The 22,510-nt window shown below is 36.2% G+C and carries 24 protein-coding genes; 15 read left to right on the forward strand and 9 right to left on the reverse strand.

Annotation, left to right across the window (positions count from 1 at the left end; translation table 11 throughout):
- Positions 1 to 29 precede the first annotated feature (29 nt).
- Positions 30 to 1,583, reverse strand: coding sequence for a SpoIID/LytB domain-containing protein (locus tag O5639_RS07135; RefSeq protein ID WP_269623860.1), 1,554 nt, complete (start codon positions 1,581 to 1,583; stop codon positions 30 to 32).
- Positions 1,584 to 1,676: 93 nt separating this feature from the next.
- On the opposite strand from O5639_RS07135, the gene rpmI reads away from it, so the two are divergent.
- The 7 genes from rpmI (at position 1,677) to O5639_RS07170 (ending at position 6,469) form a co-directional block, all read left to right on the forward strand.
- Entirely contained in the window at positions 1,677 to 1,874 is a 198-nt protein-coding gene (rpmI, locus tag O5639_RS07140; protein WP_038654742.1) for a 50S ribosomal protein L35, read from the forward strand.
- A 52-nt stretch (positions 1,875 to 1,926) separates the two neighbouring features.
- Positions 1,927 to 2,274 carry a 50S ribosomal protein L20 gene (rplT, locus tag O5639_RS07145; RefSeq protein ID WP_269623861.1) on the forward strand — a complete coding sequence of 116 codons (348 nt, stop codon included), beginning with the start codon at positions 1,927 to 1,929 and terminating at the stop codon, positions 2,272 to 2,274.
- Positions 2,275 to 2,423: 149 nt separating this feature from the next.
- On the forward strand, positions 2,424 to 2,981 hold the full coding sequence (locus O5639_RS07150) for a tetratricopeptide repeat protein (protein ID WP_269623862.1): 558 nt from the start codon (positions 2,424 to 2,426) through the stop codon (positions 2,979 to 2,981).
- Positions 2,982 to 3,010: 29 nt separating this feature from the next.
- A complete protein-coding gene (locus tag O5639_RS07155; RefSeq protein ID WP_269623863.1) occupies positions 3,011 to 3,817 on the forward strand; it encodes a thiazole synthase in 807 nt (268 codons plus the stop codon).
- Positions 3,818 to 3,866: 49 nt separating this feature from the next.
- Entirely contained in the window at positions 3,867 to 4,034 is a 168-nt protein-coding gene (locus O5639_RS07160) for a high light inducible protein (protein ID WP_269623864.1), read from the forward strand.
- Between the two features lie 56 nt (positions 4,035 to 4,090).
- Positions 4,091 to 5,284: an NAD-dependent epimerase/dehydratase family protein gene (locus O5639_RS07165; RefSeq protein WP_269623865.1), complete on the forward strand. Its 1,194-nt coding sequence runs from the start codon at positions 4,091 to 4,093 to the stop codon at positions 5,282 to 5,284.
- A 36-nt stretch (positions 5,285 to 5,320) separates the two neighbouring features.
- Complete coding sequence (locus O5639_RS07170; protein ID WP_269623866.1) at positions 5,321 to 6,469, forward strand: glycosyltransferase family 4 protein; 1,149 nt, start codon at positions 5,321 to 5,323, stop codon at positions 6,467 to 6,469.
- A 3-nt stretch (positions 6,470 to 6,472) separates the two neighbouring features.
- Here O5639_RS07170 and O5639_RS07175 read toward each other — a convergent pair whose 3' ends face one another.
- From O5639_RS07175 to O5639_RS07195, 5 genes are all read right to left on the reverse strand, one after another.
- Entirely contained in the window at positions 6,473 to 6,733 is a 261-nt protein-coding gene (locus tag O5639_RS07175; RefSeq protein ID WP_269623867.1) for a hypothetical protein, read from the reverse strand.
- A gap of 124 nt (positions 6,734 to 6,857) precedes the next feature.
- The gene (gcvP, locus tag O5639_RS07180; RefSeq protein ID WP_269623868.1) at positions 6,858 to 9,764 is read right to left on the reverse strand and encodes an aminomethyl-transferring glycine dehydrogenase; all 2,907 of its coding nucleotides are present in this window, start codon (positions 9,762 to 9,764) and stop codon (positions 6,858 to 6,860) included.
- Between the two features lie 101 nt (positions 9,765 to 9,865).
- Positions 9,866 to 10,252: a glycine cleavage system protein GcvH gene (gene gcvH / locus O5639_RS07185; RefSeq protein ID WP_269623869.1), complete on the reverse strand. Its 387-nt coding sequence runs from the start codon at positions 10,250 to 10,252 to the stop codon at positions 9,866 to 9,868.
- Positions 10,253 to 10,272: 20 nt separating this feature from the next.
- Positions 10,273 to 11,538, reverse strand: coding sequence for an aminotransferase class I/II-fold pyridoxal phosphate-dependent enzyme (locus tag O5639_RS07190; protein WP_269623870.1), 1,266 nt, complete (start codon positions 11,536 to 11,538; stop codon positions 10,273 to 10,275).
- A gap of 36 nt (positions 11,539 to 11,574) precedes the next feature.
- Positions 11,575 to 12,309, reverse strand: a complete 735-nt coding sequence (locus tag O5639_RS07195; protein WP_269623871.1) for a hypothetical protein — start codon at positions 12,307 to 12,309, stop codon at positions 11,575 to 11,577.
- A 79-nt stretch (positions 12,310 to 12,388) separates the two neighbouring features.
- On the opposite strand from O5639_RS07195, the gene O5639_RS07200 reads away from it, so the two are divergent.
- Genes O5639_RS07200 through O5639_RS07220 form a run of 5 tightly spaced genes read left to right on the forward strand, consistent with a single transcriptional unit; the run spans position 12,389 to position 17,894 of the window.
- Positions 12,389 to 13,318 (forward strand): acyl-CoA desaturase, encoded by a 930-nt coding sequence (locus O5639_RS07200; RefSeq protein WP_269623872.1) that lies wholly within the window; start codon positions 12,389 to 12,391, stop codon positions 13,316 to 13,318.
- 43 nt (positions 13,319 to 13,361) lie between these two features.
- Positions 13,362 to 13,820, forward strand: coding sequence for a 50S ribosomal protein L9 (rplI, locus tag O5639_RS07205; protein WP_011824637.1), 459 nt, complete (start codon positions 13,362 to 13,364; stop codon positions 13,818 to 13,820).
- A gap of 57 nt (positions 13,821 to 13,877) precedes the next feature.
- Complete coding sequence (gene dnaB, locus O5639_RS07210) at positions 13,878 to 15,296, forward strand: replicative DNA helicase (RefSeq protein ID WP_269623873.1); 1,419 nt, start codon at positions 13,878 to 13,880, stop codon at positions 15,294 to 15,296.
- 34 nt (positions 15,297 to 15,330) lie between these two features.
- On the forward strand, positions 15,331 to 17,301 hold the full coding sequence (gene mnmG / locus O5639_RS07215) for a tRNA uridine-5-carboxymethylaminomethyl(34) synthesis enzyme MnmG (protein WP_269623874.1): 1,971 nt from the start codon (positions 15,331 to 15,333) through the stop codon (positions 17,299 to 17,301).
- Between the two features lie 5 nt (positions 17,302 to 17,306).
- Positions 17,307 to 17,894, forward strand: a complete 588-nt coding sequence (locus O5639_RS07220) for a chorismate lyase (protein ID WP_269623875.1) — start codon at positions 17,307 to 17,309, stop codon at positions 17,892 to 17,894.
- 6 nt (positions 17,895 to 17,900) lie between these two features.
- Here O5639_RS07220 and O5639_RS07225 read toward each other — a convergent pair whose 3' ends face one another.
- A complete protein-coding gene (locus tag O5639_RS07225; protein ID WP_269623876.1) occupies positions 17,901 to 18,434 on the reverse strand; it encodes an RNA helicase in 534 nt (177 codons plus the stop codon).
- Between the two features lie 96 nt (positions 18,435 to 18,530).
- Positions 18,531 to 19,145, reverse strand: coding sequence for a SprT family zinc-dependent metalloprotease (locus tag O5639_RS07230; protein ID WP_269623877.1), 615 nt, complete (start codon positions 19,143 to 19,145; stop codon positions 18,531 to 18,533).
- A gap of 52 nt (positions 19,146 to 19,197) precedes the next feature.
- Here O5639_RS07230 and O5639_RS07235 point away from each other — a divergent pair, with 52 nt between their 5' ends.
- The 3 genes from O5639_RS07235 to O5639_RS07245 are packed head-to-tail and all read left to right on the forward strand — an operon-like array spanning position 19,198 to position 21,889.
- Positions 19,198 to 19,620 carry a hypothetical protein gene (locus O5639_RS07235; protein WP_269623878.1) on the forward strand — a complete coding sequence of 141 codons (423 nt, stop codon included), beginning with the start codon at positions 19,198 to 19,200 and terminating at the stop codon, positions 19,618 to 19,620.
- 18 nt (positions 19,621 to 19,638) lie between these two features.
- A complete protein-coding gene (gene ligA / locus O5639_RS07240; protein ID WP_269623879.1) occupies positions 19,639 to 21,711 on the forward strand; it encodes an NAD-dependent DNA ligase LigA in 2,073 nt (690 codons plus the stop codon).
- Between the two features lie 19 nt (positions 21,712 to 21,730).
- Complete coding sequence (locus O5639_RS07245; protein ID WP_269623880.1) at positions 21,731 to 21,889, forward strand: hypothetical protein; 159 nt, start codon at positions 21,731 to 21,733, stop codon at positions 21,887 to 21,889.
- Here the strand turns inward: O5639_RS07245 and O5639_RS07250 are convergent.
- Positions 21,886 to 22,509 (reverse strand): TVP38/TMEM64 family protein, encoded by a 624-nt coding sequence (locus O5639_RS07250; RefSeq protein WP_269623881.1) that lies wholly within the window; start codon positions 22,507 to 22,509, stop codon positions 21,886 to 21,888. The genes O5639_RS07245 and O5639_RS07250 overlap by 4 nt on opposite strands.
- Position 22,510: the final 1 nt, after the last annotated feature.

Raw genomic sequence — 22,510 nt, forward strand, 5'->3', positions numbered from 1 at the left:
CAACAAGTGACTCTAAGAGGCTTTCATCACTAAGGCAAAAATCCATATTTAGTTTTCGGATAATAATGAGAAAGAATTTGCTTTGTAGTCCATCCATTTTTTGCTAACTCTATAGCCCCAGCCTGAGACATTCCTGCACCATGGCCAAAACCTCCACCAGAAAAAAGCCATTTACCTTCTTTAATTTCTTTAACAACAAATAATGTGCTTGGTAATTGTCTAAGAACACGTCGAATGTCATCAAGTTTAAGCAAAATTCCTGGGCCAGTCTTTCCGTCAATTTGCAATAAAGTGACTCTCCCACTACTTCCTCTACGTACAACCTCAATTTTATTTGGATAAAAAGAACGACTAACCTTTTGAGCTCGATTGAGCTGTTGAAATATCTGAGAGGACTCTATTGTTCTTTCCCATCTAAAGAGAGGATGATCAGAACCAAAAGCATCAGACTTAGAAAATAAAAAAGATTTCAAATATTTTTCATTTGATAGAGGTAATTTAACGCTACTGGTCCAATTTTTTGGGCCATCCAAGCGCATTTGCAAATAAGGAACTTTATTGATTGACCATGCTTCATCAACCGAGGCCATTACTCCACCATTTGTCGCGTGATAAACAGTGTTTATTGGCTTTTTATTCCAAGTAAGAATTTTTCCAGCAGTTTTTTTTATAGCTGTTTTAATTGTTTGATTGGCATTAGAGGGATCCTTGTAAACCTGACATTGGGTATCTCTGCAAAGGTTGTATCCATCAACTTTAAATCTATGGCTATTAGCCAAAGCCCATGTTCTAGCGAGCACCGCCTGGGCTGCAAGTGCTGCTGCAGGTGAATTGGCGCCAATTTCGTAAGGAACTACTCCTGTTAAATACCTTTCAATCGGAACATGCTCAACTAAAGTCCAACTACCATATGCATCTGCCTGGATAGAAAATGGACCCATGTATATTCCCTTCTCCCAGCGCAATCCATCGGGGGCATGCAAAGAAATAGGACCTGTGAGGGCAATCTTTCGATCATTTACATTCAAATAAGGTAAAACAGTCTTTGCAACTTGTATTTTTTGGTAAGTTGACTTGATGGATGGAGGAATGGGGATATCTCCTGCCACCCAAACCTCCCAATCAAACGGATGAGCAATAGTTGATTCAATACCTTTTTCTTTTAAATCATTTGCCAATCTTTCAGCAGACTCGAAACTTGCGAAGGGACCAATTTTATGACGAATAAATACTTTTGGATCTAATAATTGTTGTGCTCGCCAACCAATATTAATTTCTTTAGCCCTTCTAATAACTCCATCAGCATCTTTCAAAATCAAGTTTCTACCATTACTTACAAGCTTTAAAGATGGCGAATTTTGATCATTAATGATTTCCTTACCTAGATATGGCTCTATCCCAACAAGCAGAACATTTTTTTCCGTACTTATTAAAGGCGTTTCAGGAGGAGCTTCATGAGTTTTAAAAAACTTAACTTTGCGAGGATTCGCATTACTTACTTGATTTGAATAATGCACACCAATCAAGAGAAAGAAACCCAAAACAAAAAAACTCTTTTGAGCCTGTAAATAACTTTTAATCACAACAAAAATCTCATTCCAGCAAGAATTTAATAATTTTGGGTTGGCTTAAGTGAGCTCAAGGACGTATTCTTATAGACTAACTATGCTTTTTCAATGCCAAAGCTCAAGACCCGCAAAGCTGCTGCAAAGCGGTTCAAAGCAACAGGCACTGGCAAGTTCATGAGACGTCGTGCATTTCACAATCACTTACTCGACCATAAGAGCCCTAAATTAAAAAGGCACCTTAAAACAAAAGCAGTCGTAGACGAACGTGATGCAGAAAACGTAAGCCTTATGCTTCCCTATGCTTAAGACTGCTTAAGAACGTTTATTAGTTCAATTTCTTGATTTCTGATTATTAATTATGGCACGCGTTAAAAGAGGAAATGTTGCTAGAAAACGTAGAAACAAAATCCTTCGTCTAGCCAGAGGATTTAGAGGAGGGAATGGAACTCTTTTCCGAACTGCAAATCAAAGAGTAATGAAAGCTCTTTGTAACGCCTACAGAGACAGAAGAAGAAGAAAACGTGATTTCAGAAGACTTTGGATTGCAAGAATTAATGCAGCAGCAAGATTAAATGGATTAAGCTATAGCAAGTTTATCGGTGGGTTAAAAAAAGCAGATGTAAGAATCAACAGAAAAATGCTGGCTCAATTAGCAGTTACAGATCCTAAAACATTCACAAATATTGCAGTTAATTCAAAAAATTAAATATGCTTTAATAGTGTTTGTCTTATTGAAAGTTATGAATGAATGATTAATTAAAATAAAAGAATAAAGAAGAAATTCGAAAAATTTAAAATATTCTAATAATAAATAATTACTATATAATCAGGAAATTAGTAATTGAGTTTTAGGCAATGATAGTTAATCTTCCTCAAAGTTATTTAATAGGCCTCTGTTTGCTTTTAGTAATTATTGCTATTTTAGTTGGAAAACAACTATATCAAGTAAGAAAAGATGAAATGAAGCTAATAAAATTAGAGAAAGAAGATACAAATACAAAAGAAGATTCAGCTAAAATGTATGAATTAGCGTCTGTTCAATTAAAGAAAAGATTATATCCTCAAGCTACTTCAACTTTAAAACAAGCGTTAAAGAAACTTGATGGCGAACCAGAAGAAGCTAAAGCACTTATAGAAAATGCACTAGGTTTTGCACTGGCTGCTCAAAATGATTTCAAATCAGCGGTGATTCATTACAAAAAAGCATTAACCGCAAAATCTGAATATCCAGTCGCACTTAATAACCTTGGTTTTGCTTATCAACGTTTGCTCAAAGAAGATGAAGCTTATAAAAATTATCAAGAGGTTTTAAAGCTAGATCCTAATAACAAAACAGCGATCTCTCAAATTAAAAGACTTGACCGTATAATTGGAAAAGACAAAGATCAATTATTTAATAAAAAAGGCTTCTAAATCATTCTTAATTCATCATATTTTGACTTATGCAAAAAACAAATCAATTTCTCAAAATAGGCAATAAAGAGTTCAAAAGTAGGCTTCTTGTTGGAACTGGTAAATACTCATCCCTAGAAGTGATGCAAAAAAGTCTATTAAATACAAAATGTGAAATAGTTACTGTCGCTGTTAGAAGAGTTCAAGGACTAGAACACGGACATAAAGGATTAATGGAATCAATAGACTGGAAAAGTATATGGATGCTCCCAAACACTGCAGGATGCTCAAATGCGGAAGAAGCTATTCGAATAGCAAGACTTGGAAGAGAATTAGCAAAGTTAGCAGGTCAAGAGAATAATAATTTTGTCAAATTAGAGGTTATTCCTGACACAAAATATTTATTGCCCGACCCAATTGGAACTTTAAAAGCAGCCGAGCAATTAGTTAAAGAAGGATTTACTGTTCTTCCATATATAAATTCTGATCCATTAATTGCAAAACAACTTGAAGAAATTGGATGTGCAACTGTTATGCCTCTTGGTTCCCCCATCGGATCTGCTCAAGGAATAAGAAATGCTGCAAACATTGCAATGATTATCGAAGAAGCTCGAATCCCAATAATTATTGATGCAGGTATTGGAGTTCCAAGTGAAGCAGCTCAAGCATTGGAAATGGGTGCTGATGGGGTTTTAATCAATAGTGCAATTGCTTTAGCTAAAAACCCGATTCTTATGGCTCAAGCCTTTTCTAAAGCGACTGAGGCTGGCAGGGATGCTTATCTATCTGGAAGACTCCAAGAGAACCCACTTGCCCATCCGAGCTCTCCAGTAGATGGAGTTATTTCAAACAATTAGAGTAATTCGTTAAAAATTAGTAACGTTATAAGCTAAGAAACAAAAAAACATGGCAGTCACTAGAGAAAGTCAAGGCAGGCTTAACGTTTTTGCAGATGAACCAAAAATTGAAATTCTTACAAAAGAAAGCAGTGGCAACAAAGGTTCTTGGCTTTTTACCCTTGCTGGAGTTATCCTTGTAATTGGGCTTATCGCATATTCTTTAACAATCAAGTGAAACCCTTGTAGTAGCTTGAATAATATGAGCATTTGCTCTGTCTTTTGGAGTTTAGAGTGAAAGTTTTCGTTCTTGGTGGTGACGGCTTCTGCGGATGGCCTTGTGCAGTAAATCTTGCTGACAAGGGTCATGATGTATTCATCGTGGATAATCTTAGTCGTCGAAAAATCGATATAGACCTTGAAGTTGAATCCTTAACGCCAATCACAAGTATTGGTGAAAGGATTCAAGCTTGGTCTGAGATAGGTGGAAAACCTATTCAATTTATTCATTTAGATCTTGCATCTGAATATCAAAAGCTTTTAGATCTTTTGATCGAGGAAAAGCCTGATTCAATAATTCATTTTGCTGAACAGCGTGCTGCTCCATATTCCATGAAAAGCAGCGCAACCAAAAGATATACAGTGGATAACAATGTGAATGGTACCCATAATTTACTCGCTGCAATTGTTGAATCTCAATTAGATATTCACATTGTTCATCTTGGGACAATGGGGGTTTATGGCTATGGTTCCCATAGAGGCGCAACCATTCCTGAGGGTTACTTAAAGGTTGAAGTACCACAACCAGATGGCAGTCGTTTTGAAGAAGAAATCCTTCATCCAGCTAGTCCTGGGAGCGTTTATCACATGACAAAAACGCTCGATCAATTGCTCTTTCTTTACTACAACAAAAATGACCTGATCAGAATCACTGATCTTCATCAAGGAATTGTATGGGGAACAAATACTGATGTCACAAGCCGTGATCCACGACTCACTAATCGATTTGACTATGACGGTGATTACGGAACAGTATTAAATCGATTTTTAATGCAAGCTGCCATTGGATATCCATTAACAGTCCACGGCACTGGTGGACAAACCAGAGCATTTATTCATATACAAGATTCAGTAAAATGTGTTCAGCTGGCACTGGAAAATCCTCCGGAAAAAGGTGAGAGGGTGAAAATTTTCAACCAAATGACGGAAAGTCACCAAGTCGGGGAATTAGCTAAAAAAGTAGCCTCTCTCACTGGAGCAAAAATTAATTATCTTCCAAACCCAAGAAACGAAGCGGTCGAAAACGATTTAATAGTTGATAATCGATGTTTTATTGAGCTTGGATTAGATCCCACAACTCTGGATAATGGACTTTTAGCAGAAGTTGTTGATGTCGCGAAAAAATTCTCCAATCGATGCGATCTAAAACGAATACCTTGTGTATCTGCATGGACATCAACCCAAGCAAAGGCAATAAATAAATCCTAAACCTAACTAGTACAAAATCTTGAAAAGACTCGTTCAGTGAAAATAGCTTTTTTTACAGAAACTTTCCTCCCTAAGGTTGATGGGATAGTCACGCGTTTAACAAAAACAATTCAAAATTTAGTTCAATCAGGTGATGAGGTTACCGTTTTTTGTCCAGAAGGCTGTCCATCAAAATATATGGGTGCAAAAGTTGTAGGGGTCCCCGCGATGCCATTACCCTTATATCCAGAACTGAAATTAGGGCTTCCTGGCCCAGGTGTTTCAGATGAATTAGAAAACTTTAAACCTGACCTCATTCATGTTGTTAACCCTGCTGTACTTGGATTGGGTGGTATTTGGCTAGCTAAAACAAACAATGTTCCACTAGTAGCTAGTTACCATACTCATTTACCTAAGTATTTAGAGCACTATGGCATGGGTATGTTAGAACCGCTTTTATGGGAATTGTTAAAAGCTGCGCATAATCAGGCAACTCTAAATCTATGTACTTCAACTGCGATGGTGAAAGAACTATCGGAAAAAGGAATTCAAAATACTGCGTTATGGCAAAGAGGAGTTGATACAGATATTTTCAGGCCAGAACTAAGAGATGAACAAATGAGAAGACGTCTTTTAGGAAACTTTAGCGATGAAGGATCTCTATTGATATACGTAGGAAGACTCTCAGCTGAAAAACAAATTGAGAGAATTAAACCTGTACTTGAAGCACTACCAAGCACTCGACTAGCCCTTGTTGGAGATGGTCCATATAGACAACAATTAGAAAAAATTTTCCAGGGAACCTCTACTACCTTTGTGGGATATCTAAGTGGGAATGAATTAGCAAGTGCTTATGCCTCTGGTGATGCTTTCTTATTTCCCTCAAGTACAGAAACCCTTGGGTTAGTGCTTTTAGAAGCAATGGCAGCTGGATGCCCAGTCGTAGGAGCAAATAAAGGTGGAATCCCAGATATCATTTCAGATGGAGAAAATGGATGTTTATACAATCCTGATGCAGATGATGATGGGGCTTTAAGTTTGATAGAGGCTACAAAAAAATTATTGGGCAACGAAATAGAACGCACTGAGATGAGACAGGCAGCTCGTTCAGAAGCTGAGAGATGGGGTTGGGCAGGAGCTACTAAACAATTGAGAAGTTATTACAATGACGTTTTAGACAAAAAACAATCAAATATCGCTGCTTAGTTTTTACGCTGCATGAGGTGGTGGCGTTGGGGAATCAAATGATTGCAGAGGTAATACCAAAGTTGCCCATGTAGAAAGTTTTGCAGGCCTTTGTTTCTTAGGCTGTCGAACACCAAATGGAACTCGAACAACATTAGTTCCAGCAACTTGCAAAAGTTCTCCTTTATTTAAAACAGATTCAAAGCAATTAGAAAAAGAAGGCAAGGAAACATCATCCTTTTTTGTCATTTGATCTGGAAAATCAAAAGATGTTTTTTTGGTCATTTGGTCCCCATAAAATTTAAAGCTGCGGCAAAAATTACTAGAAAAAATTGCAAAACAGCCGAAAATAACCAATAAATTGGTTTTCGCTTGAAATTTAACTAATAAAACAACTTTTAACCAGTCTTCAAATAGAATTAGTATCTTCTAAATCTTGAACTGAAGGACAACTACATATCAAATTCCTGTCTCCATAAGCATTATTAATACGTGAAACTGATGGCCAAAATTTATATTTTTCCTGACTGTTCAAAGGGAAAGCGGCTTCTTTACGAGAATAAGGTCTATCCCAATCATCGGATGTAACTGTGTTTAAAGTATGTGGAGATTGTTTTAAAGGATTATTAGTAGGATCACTCTTTCCTAATTTGATTTGTTCAATTTCTTCTCTTATTCCAATCATCGCCTCACAAAAACGATCTAATTCAGACAAACTTTCACTTTCTGTTGGTTCAACCATCAAAGTGCCAGCGACAGGCCAACTGATTGTTGGAGCATGAAAACCATAATCCATCAATCTCTTAGCAACATCCTCAACTTCTATACCTAACTGACTCTTTAAAGGTCTTAAATCTAATATGCATTCATGAGCTACCAAGCCATTGGGATCTTTAAATAAAACTGGATAATAAGGATCAAGTCGTTTTGCTAAATAATTAGCAGAGAGGATAGCAATTGAACTTGCTTTGCGTAATCCATCTTTACCCATCATACGTATGTACATCCAACTAATAGGCAATATTCCAGCGCTGCCAAATGGAGCTGCTGAAACTGCTGAAATAGCCTTTTCTCCTCCACACTTAACAACTGAATGCCCAGGAAGATAAGGAGCTAAATGGCCTGCAACAGCTATGGGACCTACGCCTGGGCCTCCTCCTCCATGAGGGATAGAAAAGGTTTTATGAAGATTTAAATGGCAGACATCTATGCCATAAGATCCTGGCCTGCAAATACCTACTTGAGCATTCAGATTTGCACCATCCAAATAAACCTGACCGCCCTCTTGATGAATGACTTGGCACATTTCACGAATCTTTGGCTCAAATACTCCATGAGTTGAGGGATAGGTAACCATCAATGCAGCCAAATTCTTTGAATAAATCTTTGCTTTATTTCTTAGGTCTTCCAAATCAACATTGCCGTATTCATCACATTTCACCGAGACAACTTTAAAACCAGACATGACCGCGCTAGCTGGATTTGTACCATGGGCGCTTGTTGGAATCAAGCAAATATCTCTATGCTCCTCACCACGAGACTGATGCCATGAACGTATTACAAGCAAACCAGCAAATTCTCCTTGGGAACCTGCATTTGGCTGAAGAGAAACTCCCTGAAAGCCAGTTAAAGTAGACAGCCATCTTTCAAGGTCATTAATTATTTCCTGGAAACCAGCTAATTGAGTGGGAGGAGCAAAAGGATGAATAGAAGAAAACTCGCTCCATTCAATTGGTAAAAGTTCAGCAGCTGCATTCAATTTCATAGTGCAACTCCCCAACGGAATCATTCCTTGCACGAGAGAAAAATCTTTCGATGCTAAAAAGTGAATGTATCTCATTAAATCAGTCTCACTTTGATATTGATTAAATACCAATTGTTCAAGCCAAGGTTTTTCGCGAAGTGGGATATCTTTTAGTGAATCATTTTCATTAATAATCTTAGGAATATCATGTACATTTTTTCCTTTAATTTTTGCAAGTATTGTATACAATTTATAAATTTCTTGATCACAAGTTAATTCATCGAAAGTTACACCAAAACCATTTGCATTCTCAACATCTGATCCAATAGGCAGAACTCTAAGATTATATCCTTCTTCAGAAGCTGACTGAATAACTTTTGATGCTTCTGGACAATATATGTCAATACTATCAAACCCTGAATATTTATCTGAAGGATATTCAAGATTACTTAAAATATATTCAAAATCTGACCTATATTTAAGGATCTTGTTTGCAATTTTCTTAAGACCACTTGGACCATGATGAACTGCATAAAAAGAAGAAAGAATAGCCAATAAAACTTGGGCTGTGCAAATGTTACTTGTTGCTTTATCCCTTCGAATATGTTGCTCTCTTGTTTGCAGGGCAAGTCTCAAAGCTTGATTGCCCTCTACGTCAACTGATTGGCCGACAATCCTACCTGGTATTTGTCTTTTATATATTTCTTTAGTTGCAAAAAAAGCTGCATGTGGTCCACCACATGCAATAGGTACTCCAAATCTTTGCGCACTTCCAACAACAATATCAGCGCCAAATTCACCCATAGGTTTAATCAAAACTTGAGCCAAAGGATCAATTGAGATGGTTACAATTGCATCAAATTTATGAACTTTCTTAATTACTGAGGTTGGGTCCCAAATACGACCATTTTTTCCAGGTAACTGAATAAGTATTCCGAAGACATTATTATCAATTTCAAAATTATTATTATCAAAGAACTCCAGTACAATTCCCAGTGGTTCACATCGAGTTTTTAAGACGTCAAATGTTTGAGGCAAAATCTCTTGATCTACTAAAAATTTATTAGCATTTTTATTTTTTCTAACAGCTAAACTCAAACTTATTGCCTCAGCTGCCGCAGTTGCTTCATCAAGTAAAGATGCATTTGCTATAGGCAAGCCTGTTAATTCACTTATTAAAGTCTGAAAATTAAATAAAGCTTCTAATCTCCCTTGAGATATTTCTGCTTGATAAGGAGTATAAGCTGTGTACCAATTGGGATTTTCTAGAACATTTCTTTGTACAACTGGAGGTATGAGTGTCGAATGATAACCCAGACCAATCAACGATCGATTTTCAATATTTTTCTTGGAAATAATTTTGATTTCTTTCAACGCTTCATTTTGATCACACCCACATGAAAGAGAAACACCATTTATTTCTGAATCAAAGATTTCATCAGGAATTACAGAAGATATGAAATCTTCCATATTTTCAAAACCAAGATTTTGAAGCATAAAAGCTTCGTCTTCGTTGGTTGGACCTAAATGGCGAGACTTAAAAGTGAAATCCTTTAATTCTGCTTTTGACATGAGCTTGTTCTCAAGCACAAGCAAGTAAAGTTATTGGAGGGAAGGCCACTGTAGAGAAAAATTTCCTGATTTGTTGTAAGAAAAAATTATTAAGTAAAATTCTACGGAGCAATTTTCTTTGAATAAGTTTCAGAATCCATAAGCTCTTGTAATTGATCAGGGTGATCAGGACGAATTATTAATAGCCATCCTTCGCCATGAGGATCATTTTGAAGTTCCTCAGGGCTTGCTAACACAGAATTGTTTCTATGGATAATGTCTCCACTAACTGGAGCATACATATCTTCTACAGCCTTTACTGATTCCACTGAGCCAAAGCTCTCTCCTTTAACTATTGAAGTCCCTTCATCTGGTAAATCAACAAAAACGATATCTCCTAACTGATCTACCGCAAATTCACTGATGCCAATTCGAACTAATTCATCATCAGCAAAAGCATATTCATGACTGTCAGCAAAACGAAAATGATCTGGGAAGGAAAAAGCCATTGCGTCAAAACTAAAAACGCTTAATCATTCTGGGGCAATTTGATGAATCCTGCCTGAAATAAATTGGATAATGCATGAATCAAAGCAATTTTGACATGAGAGCGATGGGATCCTCCTTGAATAAATAGATCAAATGGAGGTTTCATAGGCGCATCAGCAGAAAATTCACTCGTACTACCATCTACAAAAGTTCCTCCAGCCATGACTAAGTTATTTTCATAACCTGGCATTGGAGCCGGTATTGGATCAAGAAAAGATCCAATAGGTGATTTTTCCTGAAAAGACCTACAAATAATTTGTAAAATTTCTGGATTGCCTATTCTTACTACTTGGATCAAATCAGTTCTCATAGAACCTGGTGTTGGCAAAACTTGAAAACCCAATTCGCTAAACGTACTTGAAACAATCTCAGCACCTATAAGGGCCTCTGCAACCATTTGAGGCGCAAGAAAAAGTCCTTGTAAAATAGTTCTATTTAAATCAAAATTAATACCACCCTCAGATCCAATACCTGGAGCAGTTAAGCGGCAACATGCTTTATCAACTAAATCAGCTCTCCCCGCAATATATCCACCAGTAGGAACTATAGTTCCCCCTAAATTTTTTATTAAAGAACCTGCAATTAAATCTGCCCCAACTGTCGTCGGTTCCTTAGTTTCGACAAATTCTCCATAGCAATTATCAACAAAACAAATACACTTCGGTTGAATTTTATGACATAAATAACAAATCTCTTTAATAACCTCAATACTCAAAGATGGACGCCATGTATAGCCACAACTTCGTTGTATAAAAATTAATTTTCTAGGAATATGTAAAGCTTTTTCTAAAGCTACAAAATCTATATTTCCATCATTTTTTAAAGATATCTCTTCATAGTTAATTCCAAATTCAATCAAGGATCCTTGACCATTCCCCCTCAATCCAATAACTTCTTCAAGTGATTCGTAGGGCCGTCCAGTAACAGATAACAAATCATCTCCTGGTCTTAAGACACCAAACAAAGATGAGGTAATGGCATGCGTGCCGCTAACAAACTGAAGCCTTACCGCTGCTTTTTCAGCTTCTAAAACATCTGCAAAAATTTTATCAATTATGTCTCTCCCTAAATCTCCATGTCCATATCCTGTTGCCGATGCAAAATGTTGAACGTTTAGATGAGAGTCAGAAAAAGCTTTTAATACTTTTTCTAATTTAAGTGTGATACTGTCAGTCTTTTCTTGTATAGATAAGTATAATTTTTTTTCTATATTATTAACAAAATTTTTAGCGGATTTTTTTAACATATGATTTTCAATTAAGCATCAAGAAGTTTTATACAATTAATCTGAAAAAATAATTTCTAATTTTTCTTGATCTTTAAGTAATAAGCCTCTTTGCCGAAGATTCTCCAAAAAGTCATCTGCACCTTGCAAATTATTGGTATTTAACAATTTATTAGTTGCATGTAAATCTAGCAATTCACCATCAAGTTCCTCCGCTGTGTAATCTTTTAAACCCGCCATAACTGCTTCAAATCTGTCTCTTCGCTGCTTTTTACTTACTGGATAAGCTGCCATTACTTGTTCTCTACACATTCTCCATGACCTTCCTTTACATAAATAGTCAGACAACGCAGCACTTAGTACAGGGGCCTCAGCTTCCTCAATAAACCAATCAAAGGAGGAAGGTAAAGATGCTAAACCAACAAAAATCTCAAAAAAGTCACCTGCAGACAGGGGATTATTGTCATTGCCTTGAACAGCGATAGCTGATTCTTGAAGCGATCTATGCAACTCAGGATGAACACTCAATATTTGACTTTCTATATTTTCTAACCCTCGAGAAAGTACTTGATTTACCTTCCCTAAAGCAAAAAATACTTCAGGGCTTGGCGATACAAGTTTTCCATTTCGTAGATTTGAGATTTGAGAGCTATGTACCCTTCCCAGATCCAAGCATTCGGCCAAAGCAGGAAGAACTTTATGAGACCAGCCATTGCGCTCATGCCATACATGCACTAGATGAGCCATCGCCCTTCTACCTGCAGTCAATTGATCCCGAAAACTAGAGGTCACAAATCACATTCAAGATTGGTAGATAGACCTGATTAGGATCCTTATCATATATTATATACACCAAGTAGACGGATCACTAATGGTTTCAAGTTTAATCGAGGCTTCGGCTCCATTAAAAAAACCAGTTGCTGCCGATAAAGCTATGGCTGCATCGAAGAAACTCCAAGGGCATGTACCAAGACGTATTCATAATCAAAGGGCTAGAAAAAGATGGGGAACAGTCATATTCATGTTCACAATTCATGCTTTAACTATATTTACTTTGCAGGCTAAATTTTGGAGTTGGCTAGCTTTTGCTGGATTTATTTTTTTGTATTGGGTGACTGCTTGTTTGGGAGTAACCACTGGATATCATCGTCTTCTTTCTCATCGTTCTTTTCAAGTTCCAAAATGGCTTGAAAGATTTTTTGCAACTTGTGGAGCTTTGAGTTGCCAACATGGACCAATTGATTGGGTTGGTCTTCATAGACATCACCATACTTTTTCCGATACTGAAGCTGATCATCATGACAGCAACAAGGGATTTTGGTGGAGTCATATGGGATGGATGTTTGAGAATGTACCTGCCATGAAAGCCGTTCCAAGACTTTCTGGAGATTTAATCAAAGATCCTTACTATCGCTTCTTAAATAAAAATTTTTTACTTTTGCAACTGCCATTAGGCGCGACGCTTTATTTAATTGGCCAATCAGCTGGCGTTGGAGGATGGGCAATGGTCCTTTGGGGAATTCCACTAAGACTGGTTTTTGTTTATCACATAACTTGGCTAGTTAATTCAGCAACTCATTGTTGGGGTTCAATTGCATATGAGAGTGGAGATAATTCCAAAAATAATAAATGGGTGGCAGCGCTTACATTTGGAGAAGGTTGGCACAACAATCATCATGCTTTTCCTAATTCAGCTAAGCATGGCCTTCAACGAAATCAAATAGACCTAACTTGGCAACATATACGTTTCTTGAAATCAATTGGTTTAGCCAAAAAAATTAGACTCCCTGTCGCGTCGTAATATTACTAATAACAAATAAATAGCATTAATTCATTTTCAATCCATGGCTAAGAGAGTTCAAGTTGTTCTAAACGAAGACATAAAAAGTCTTGGCAATGATGGTGACCTTGTTGAGGTTGCTCCTGGCTTTGCAAGAAACTTTTTATTACCTAACAAAAAAGCATTACCAGTTACTCCAACTGTTTTAAAGCAAGTTGAGCACAGAAGAGCAAAACAAGCAGAAAAAGAAGCTGCTAAAAAACAAGAAGCTATTGATTTCCAAACAGCTCTTACAACAATTGGAAGATTTACTGTCAAAAAACAAGTAGGAGAAGATGGAGTTTTATTTGGAACAGTGACAAATGGAGATGTAGCAGAAGTTGTAAAAGAAGCCACCAAAAAAGATATAGACCGTAGAGATATATCTGTCCCTGAGATACATGGTGTTGGGAAATATAAAGTGCAAATCAAGCTTCATAACGAAGTAAATGCTGAGATAAACCTTGAAGTTACAAGTTACTAATAGTTGCATCTTTGCCTGAACAAGCCAAAGTAGGTGTCCTTGTCCAAAAAGCAATAAATGATAAGCACCCCCTCTTCAAATAACGGGGATTTTTCAAAACAAGGTATAGATTTCGGAGCTTTTAATAACTCCAGGATTGAAAAGCCTCGTTTTGAAGCTCAACCTGACCAAATACCACCACAAAATTTGGAAGCAGAAGAATCTGTTCTTGGTGGAATTTTATTGGATCCTGATGCGATAGGAAGAATAGCTGATTTGCTACAAGTTGAAGCTTTTTACACATCTGCTCATCGAGAAATATATAGAACAGCATTAATGCTTCATAGCCAAGGCAAGCCTACAGATTTAACAGCAATGAGCGCTTGGCTTGCCGATACAAATTCTTTAGAAAAAGTGGGAGGCAACAACCGATTAGTTGAACTGGTTGAGAGGGTGACATCTACAGCCTCAATCGAACAAGTTGCTAAATTAATCAGCGACAAATTTTTGCGCAGACAATTAATTAAATCTGGAAATGATGTAATCAAATTAGGCTTTGATCAAAGCCTTCCAATGGAAGAAGCCATTGATCAAGCTGAACAAAAGATCTTTGCTATTAGCCAAGAGCAACCATCCAAAGGTTTAACACCTACTGCCGAAATTCTTACAAGTACTTTCAATGAAATAGAAAGTAGATCACTTGGTACATCCGTAGCAGGCATACCTGTTAATTTTTACGATCTGGATGCAATGACACAAGGACTACAGAGGAGCGATCTAATAATTGTCGCAGGAAGACCAGCAATGGGAAAAACTTCAATTGTTCTTAATTTGGCTAAAAACGTAGCTCAACTTCATGACCTACCTGTTTGTGTCTTTAGTCTTGAGATGAGTAAAGAGCAACTAACTTACAGACTGCTATCAAGCGAGGTAGGCATTGAAAGCAGTCGATTAAGAACGGGACGTTTGCAACAAGATGAATGGCCATTACTTGGTCAAGGTATTAATACACTTGGTCAATTACCAATCTTCATTGACGACAAACCAAATTCAAGTGTTCTTGAGATGAGGTCCTTATGTCGTCGCCTAATTGCTGAACAAGGTAAAGAGCTGGGACTAATTGTGATTGATTATCTACAACTAATGGAAGGTACTTCACCCGATAATCGAGTTCAAGAAATCTCAAGGATTACTAGAGGTCTGAAGGGTATGGCAAGAGAACTGAAAGTCCCTGTAATCGCTTTATCTCAATTAAGTAGAGGAGTTGAATCAAGAACCAATAAAAGGCCAATGCTTAGCGATCTGCGTGAATCTGGCTCAATAGAACAGGATGCGGACTTAGTTCTAATGATTTACAGGGATGAGTATTACAATCCAGAAACAACTGATAGAGGAATTACAGAAGTTATCGTGACAAAGCACCGAAACGGACCTGTTGGAACAGTTAAATTACTTTTTGAACCCCAATTCACTAGATTTAGAAATCTTGCTGCTTAATTCTTCGAACATTAAATTCCTAAATGCTTAATTGATGATTACCAAACAATCTTCAAATGAAAGTTTTGACGTAATTGTTGTAGGAGGTGGTCATGCAGGCTGCGAAGCTGCGCTGACTTCTGCAAGATTAGGATTGAATACAGCTTTATTTACGCTCAATTTAGATCGAATCGCATGGCAACCATGTAATCCCGCAGTAGGAGGACCAGCTAAAAGTCAATTAGTTCATGAAGTTGATGCGCTAGGAGGGGTCATTGGAAAATTAGCCGATTTAACAGCTCTTCAAAAAAGAGTCCTTAATGCAAGCAGAGGACCAGCAGTTAGAGCATTAAGGGCACAAACAGATAAGCGGTTATATGCTCATGAAATGCTGAAAATCCTTCAAAATACGCCAAATTTAAAAATTAGAGAGGCAATGGTTACTGGGCTAGAAATTGAACATTATCCCAATCAGATTAAAAAAAACACAAAAGGAATTCAAGAAAAAATCGGAGTTATAAAGGGAATTAAAACCTATTTTGGAAGCGTTTTTCATGCGAAAGCAGTTGTAATAACAACAGGAACCTTTTTAGGAGGCAGAATTTGGATTGGCAATCAATCCATGAGTGCAGGTAGAGCAGGAGAGCAAGCATCTGAAGGGTTAACTGAAGAATTACAAAAGTTAGGTTTTACTACTGATCGTTTAAAAACAGGAACCCCTGCTCGCGTAGATAGACGAACTATTGATCTTGACTCACTAGACGAGCAATTAAGCGATGCCTCAGATAAATTCTTTTCTTTTGATCCTCTTTCGTGGAAAAGTGGAGAACAAATGAGTTGTCATATCACGCGAACAACAAAAGAAACTCACCAACTTATTAAAAACAATCTTCATTTAACTCCTATTTATGGAGGTTTTATTGATAGTAAAGGTCCAAGATATTGCCCATCAATTGAAGATAAAATTGTACGTTTTGCTGACAAAGATTCACACCAGATTTTCTTGGAGCCCGAAGGTAGAGATACTCCAGAAATGTATGTACAAGGTTTTTCAACTGGACTTCCCGAAAACTTACAATTAGAACTTTTAAGGACTCTTCCAGGCTTGCAAAAATGCGTAATGCTTCGACCTGCTTATGCAGTTGAATATGACTACATACCAGCCACACAATTAGAAGCAACACTAGAAACAAAAAGAATAAGTGGTTTATTTAGTGCAGGTCAACTCAATGGAACAACAGGATATGAAGAAGCAGCTGCACAAGGTTTAGTAGCAGGTTTAAATGCTGCAAGATTAGTAAATAATAAAGAAGGAATTATTTTTGAGAGAGAGAGTAGTTATATAGGAACTATGATTGATGATTTAGTTACAAAAGATTTAAAAGAGCCATATAGAGTATTAACTAGTAGAAGTGAATATCGATTAATTTTAAGGGGTGATAATGCAGATAGGCGTTTAACTCCAATCGGTTACAAATTAGGATTAATTGATGAAAGAAGGTGGAAAATTTATAATACTAAGCAACAATTAATTGATCAAGAAAAAAAAAGATTAGAAAAAATGCGTATTAAAGAAACTGATATATGTGCAAAAGAAATATATTCCTCAACTGGAACATCTATTAAAGGTTCAATAACACTAGCAAATTTCCTTAGAAGAACAAATATTCACTATAAAGACCTAATAAATTATAAATTAGCAAATAACAGTATTCCTTTAGATGTGGCAGAAGGAGTTGAAATAGATATTAAATATACCGGTTATTTAGAAAGACAAAAAGCTCAAATAAATCAATTAAAGCAGCAAAGTAAAAAGTTATTACCAAAAAATTTAAATTACAATGATATAGAAACACTATCTAAAGAAGCGAGAGAAAAATTAACAATTTCTCAGCCAAAAAGTCTTGGACATGCTGCTCAACTTCCCGGTGTAAGCAAAGCAGACCTCACTGCACTTCTTGTTTGGTTAAAAATAGAGAAAATGAAAAAAGCTGAAAGAAAAGATCCACTACAAATAACAAGCTGATAACAGTGAATTCACATCAATCTCAATTACCTTCACCTGAAGTGATTTGGAAAGCCTCGAAAGAAAATGTTCTCTCAGGGAAAGGAAATCATAAACTCTCTGGAGCATGGCAATTAATGCTATTGGGTGATGGCAGCCCAACAAGACATCTCAAGCTTTTAACAGGGCATGAGGTTGCCATAAAAGTCATATCCATGGACATGGAAAATAATAATCAAAATGGAGTTCCAGAGGAAGTCAATGAACTAGAGCCACCTTTGCTACGAAGACAAGTTTGGCTTACATGTGGAAACTTAACCCTGGCATGGGCAGAAAGCTGGTGGAATTATCAAGAATCAGAAAAACATCTGCAAAATAAGGATCAACCAATCTGGAAAAGCTTGACCCAAGGACGCTCCGAGCTTTTTAGAGAAGTTGATGGCTTGGGATTAGTTAATGCCAAGTGGCTGAAAGAAGAATTTCAAGAAGATGGACCTTTTTGGAGTAGGCATTATCGATTTTTTCGCCAACAAAAAGAATTAACTGTAATCAGAGAAGTTTTCAGCCCAAAGTTAGAAAAATGGTTAGGACCAATACCAAGAAAGGCTTTTTAACAAGAACTAGTATTTTCTTCGACTAGATCTTGGTATGTTTTTTCGTCTTTGAGGAGTTCGCTCATTTTGAAAAGAATCGTTTAACTCGGGTTCATTTTGCTTAGGTTCACTATCTTTTCTTTCCCACTTATTTAATTTAAAAGATTGATCATCTGGCCATTCATCCAGTTCGCCTGAATTGCTTCTCCTTCCTTGAATCTGAGGTGGTAAGGCTTTAGGAGCCCTCAAGGAAATAGCAGTTAAGGGTCTTTTTGTATTGCTTATGCTTTCTCGAAGCGGTTCATCTCCTAAATCTTCATTATCCAACCAATCATCATCTTCTTCAAAAAACCAATCAATTTTCTCTTCCATCCAACGACCAACTTTTTCGAAACTTGCTGAAGTCTCTTTATCTTGCCACCCTCCCCTTCTTTGGCCAGGGCGATTACCTGCAACGCCATCTACAACCTGTTTTCCAGTTTGTATCCATTTATCCATTCTGCGATCAAGGGGTACTCGGGATCGCTGACGAATTTGATTGCGATTGTTATATGAGCTCATCTTTTAAATTTAACGCTTTCAAACCAACAAGTGAAATACCTTAAAGATGAAATTATTCAAAAATTCAAATAACAGTCAATTAAAGAAAAAAATTATTTATGTACTGCTAGAAAAAGGTTGAAATACAAGTACACATTTTTGATCCCAACGACCTCCAAAATAATTATTACAACAACTACGACAAGCGGCGCCTTTCACAATACGTCGATAACTAAAACTTCTTTTACATGAAGGGCAAGTTGCCACCCATTTTGGGATTCTTTTTGATGTGGGGAACGAATGACGAACTGTTACTTGGAAATCTATTTGAGCGGAATTTATCTCTGCCATACGTTTATGAAAATTAGGCCCATGTGCCTCTTCAACTTTTAGGACAAGATCAATCCAGGCATGAATCATTTCATGGCACAAGGTACTCTTCAATGCTTTTTGGGGAAGATACTCTAATACTGGTCTAGACAAAATTATTTCACTAGCTTTAACTCCGAAAAAATTCGTTTTACTTCTATATAACCCAGCCGTAGTGCGCATGCGACCATCACTCCAACGAACAGAGACTTTGGGAACTCCTTTCTCGAGAAGAGAATTCTGAAAATATTGTCTGTTTAATTCAAGGAATAATGGTAAAACAGGTATTAAAGACATTGATGCAGAGAACTCATTAGCTTTATTATTCCGATAACATTCTGTCTGACTATCAATAACAAACAAGCTAATCTCATAGCTAATAAGTCAGACTCTCTAATCAAAAGGAATTACAAACATGGATAGCGCTTTAATCAAAGCAATTGGTTTAAAAGCTCTCTTAGTAGGAGTTGGCGCACTTCTACTTTTTTGGACTTTTAATGCAATCAAACTTGTAATTAGCGCAAGAGGTATTAATCCTCTTGTGAAAAAGTTTTTTGATCAAATAGCTGCCGGACGAATTGATGGTGCCTATAGACTGACTACAAAAGCATATAAACAACATGTAAACAGGCAAGACTTCATCAAATTTTTGGGCGCTTTACAATTGAATCGATATAGAAACTTGAAGTCAGGTCGTCCAAGAATAGAAGACAATCAAATAATGCTCACACTAAGCTTGAAATCAGAAGATAAAAAAAATGAAATGCCACTGGACTTCACTTTCATTAAAATCAACGAAAATTGGCAAATAGATCGTATTGCGAAAGCAAATACATAATGAAACCAAATGTGAGAAGTGATTTCAAACTTGAATCAACATTTTGAACGTGCAAAAGAGCTTAGAGCTTTACTCAACAAAGCAAATTACTCCTACTATGTATTAGATGCACCAGAGATAGATGATTCTGTTTATGATCAATTATATAGAGAATTAATTGAAATTGAAAATAGCTACCCATCTTTAATTACTAATGATAGTCCTTCCCAACGATTAGGAGGCATCCCTTCTAAAGGATTCAAAAATGTTGATCATAATATTCCTCTTCTAAGCCTAGATAATGCTTTTAATGTAAATGAATTAAAAGCATGGTACGCAAAGATCAGAAAATTAATAAGTTCAGACAATAAAAATATCAAGGAAATTGATAATCCAGAACTAATATGTGAATTAAAAATTGATGGAAATGCTATTTCGCTAAGATATGAAAATGGGATTTTAACTAGAGCCGCTACTCGTGGGGATGGAAAAACTGGAGAAGATATAACTAATAACATCAGAACAATTTCTACAATTCCTTTACGTTTATTATTAAAAAATCCACCCTCTTGGATTGAAATCAGAGGAGAAGCTTTCATGCCCAATAATATATTTAACAAACTCAATATTGAGAGAAAAAATACTGATCAACCACTCTTTGCAAATCCTAGAAACTCATGTGCAGGAACATTAAGACAATTAGATTCCAAAATAGTTGCATCTAGAAAACTTGATTTCTTCGCATATAGTATTTTTTTACCAGAAGATTGGGAGCCAGATGATAGCAATTTGAAAAAGCCAAATTCTCAATCTGAATCACTTGAGTTTTTAAAAAGTATTGGCTTTAAAGTTAATACTACATATGAAACAAAAAAAAACTTAAATGAAGCAAATGACTATTACAAGTATTGGGAAATTGGAAAAGATTCCTTAGCCTATGCAACGGATGGAATAGTAGTAAAAATAGATAAATTTGATATACAAAACATCTTAGGGTCTACAAATAAAGCTCCAAGATGGGCCATAGCTGTCAAATATCCAGCAGAAGAGAAAGCTACTAAGTTAAGAAAAATAATTTTCCAAGTAGGTCGCTCGGGTGCTGTAACACCTGTAGCAGAGTTTGAATCGATAGAGCTTGCAGGAACATCTGTGAATCGTGCAACTCTTCATAATGCAAAAAGACTTGCCTCTTTAGATCTTCATTATGAAGACACCATAATTGTTCGAAAAGCTGGGGAAATTATTCCTGAAGTTATTAGAGTTATAAAAGAATTTAGGATAGTTGATTCAAAATTAGTAAAATTTCCTCAAAACTGCCCAGCATGTGATTCAAAGTTAATTCAAGAAGAAAACGAGGCAATAACGAAATGTATTAATTCTGGATGCCCAGCAAAATTAAAAGGTCTTTTACGTCATTGGGTCAGTAAAGGATCAATGAACATAGAAGGATTGGGTGGAAAGATTATTAATCAATTAGTAAATGAAGGATATGTAAAGTCAATCGCAGATTTATACAAACTTGAAATTGATTCTCTTTTAGAACTTGAAAGATTTGGTGAAAAATCTGCAAACAATTTGCTAATAGAGATTAATGAGTCTAAAAACAAAAATTGGCACAAACAGCTCTACGGTTTAGGGATACCTCACATCGGAGAAGCGAATGCTAAATCTCTTACAAAAAACTTTCATAGTATCGAAGAACTTAATACTATTGCGAAGGAGGCACCTGAAAATATATCTAATATTTATGGATTCGGAAATGAGATAAAAGATGCAATAATTACATGGTTTGATGATTCTAATAATCAAACCTTAATTAAAGAATTAAAAGCAATTGGATTTTCGCTAAAAGAGAGCTTAGATTCAAACTACAATTCAAACCAATCAAATGTTTTTCATGGGAAGGTTTTTGTCTTAACAGGAACTTTAGATTCGCTTACAAGAGATGAAGCAAAAGAATTGATAGAAAGTGCTGGAGGAAAAGTCAGCTCTTCAATTAGTAAAAAAACTGATTTCTTATTATCAGGAGAAAAAGCGGGGAGTAAATTAAAAAAGGCACAAGAGCTGGGAGTAAAAATAATTAACGAAAATGAATTTAGGCTATTATTGTAAAAATAAATAGAATTTAAAAATGAATAAGAATCCAATCTTTTCTTTAATCAAAACAGAGTGCGGACGCGCAAAATATGAAGTGCTTGCTTCCAAAAAAGGTATATTTGATCGCATTAGACTTTATTGGTTTATCTTATTTGCAGCGATTGAAGATTGGAATTTAAAAGCTGATGATTAATCTAGTGATTGAGAATCCTTATTTAGTTTTCTTGTTGAACGTAAAACTAAAATAATAACTAAAATAGTCGACAAAATACTAATTAAGCTCCAAATAAGTGAACTAGTATCAGATCTTCCTGATAGTACTTCAGCAAAATTTGAAACTTTGAGTGCTAAAGAACCTAAGCTGCAATATAAAATTGTGCCAGGCAATATACCAATCATGCCAAGAGTAAAATCACGAACTTTTACCTCACTCAAGCCATATGTAAAATTAAGTAAGCCAAATGGAAAAAGAGGAGAAAGTCTTGTAAGCAAAATGACTTTTAGACCCTCGCGTTGAACAGCTTTCTCCATTATTTGAACTTTTGGAAAATTTGAGACCTTTTTTTGAGCCCATTCTTTTAAAAAAGTTCGCCCTAAATAAAAAGTTAAATGAGCTCCAATAAAAGCACCTACAAAAACAACCGAACTTCCAAGCCAGGTGCCATAAAGAAAGCCAGACAACATGGAAAGCCATGAGCCTGGCAACAAAAAAGACACCCAAAAAACATACACCAAAGCAAAAACCAAAATTCCAAAAGGGCTACTTAAAAAAGGAATGAAATTATTAACCAGAGTTTCTAAGTTATAAGACATA

Source organism: Prochlorococcus marinus str. MIT 1214, from assembly GCF_027359355.1.
In the GTDB taxonomy this organism is placed as follows: Bacteria; Cyanobacteriota; Cyanobacteriia; order PCC-6307; family Cyanobiaceae; genus Prochlorococcus_B; species Prochlorococcus_B marinus_F.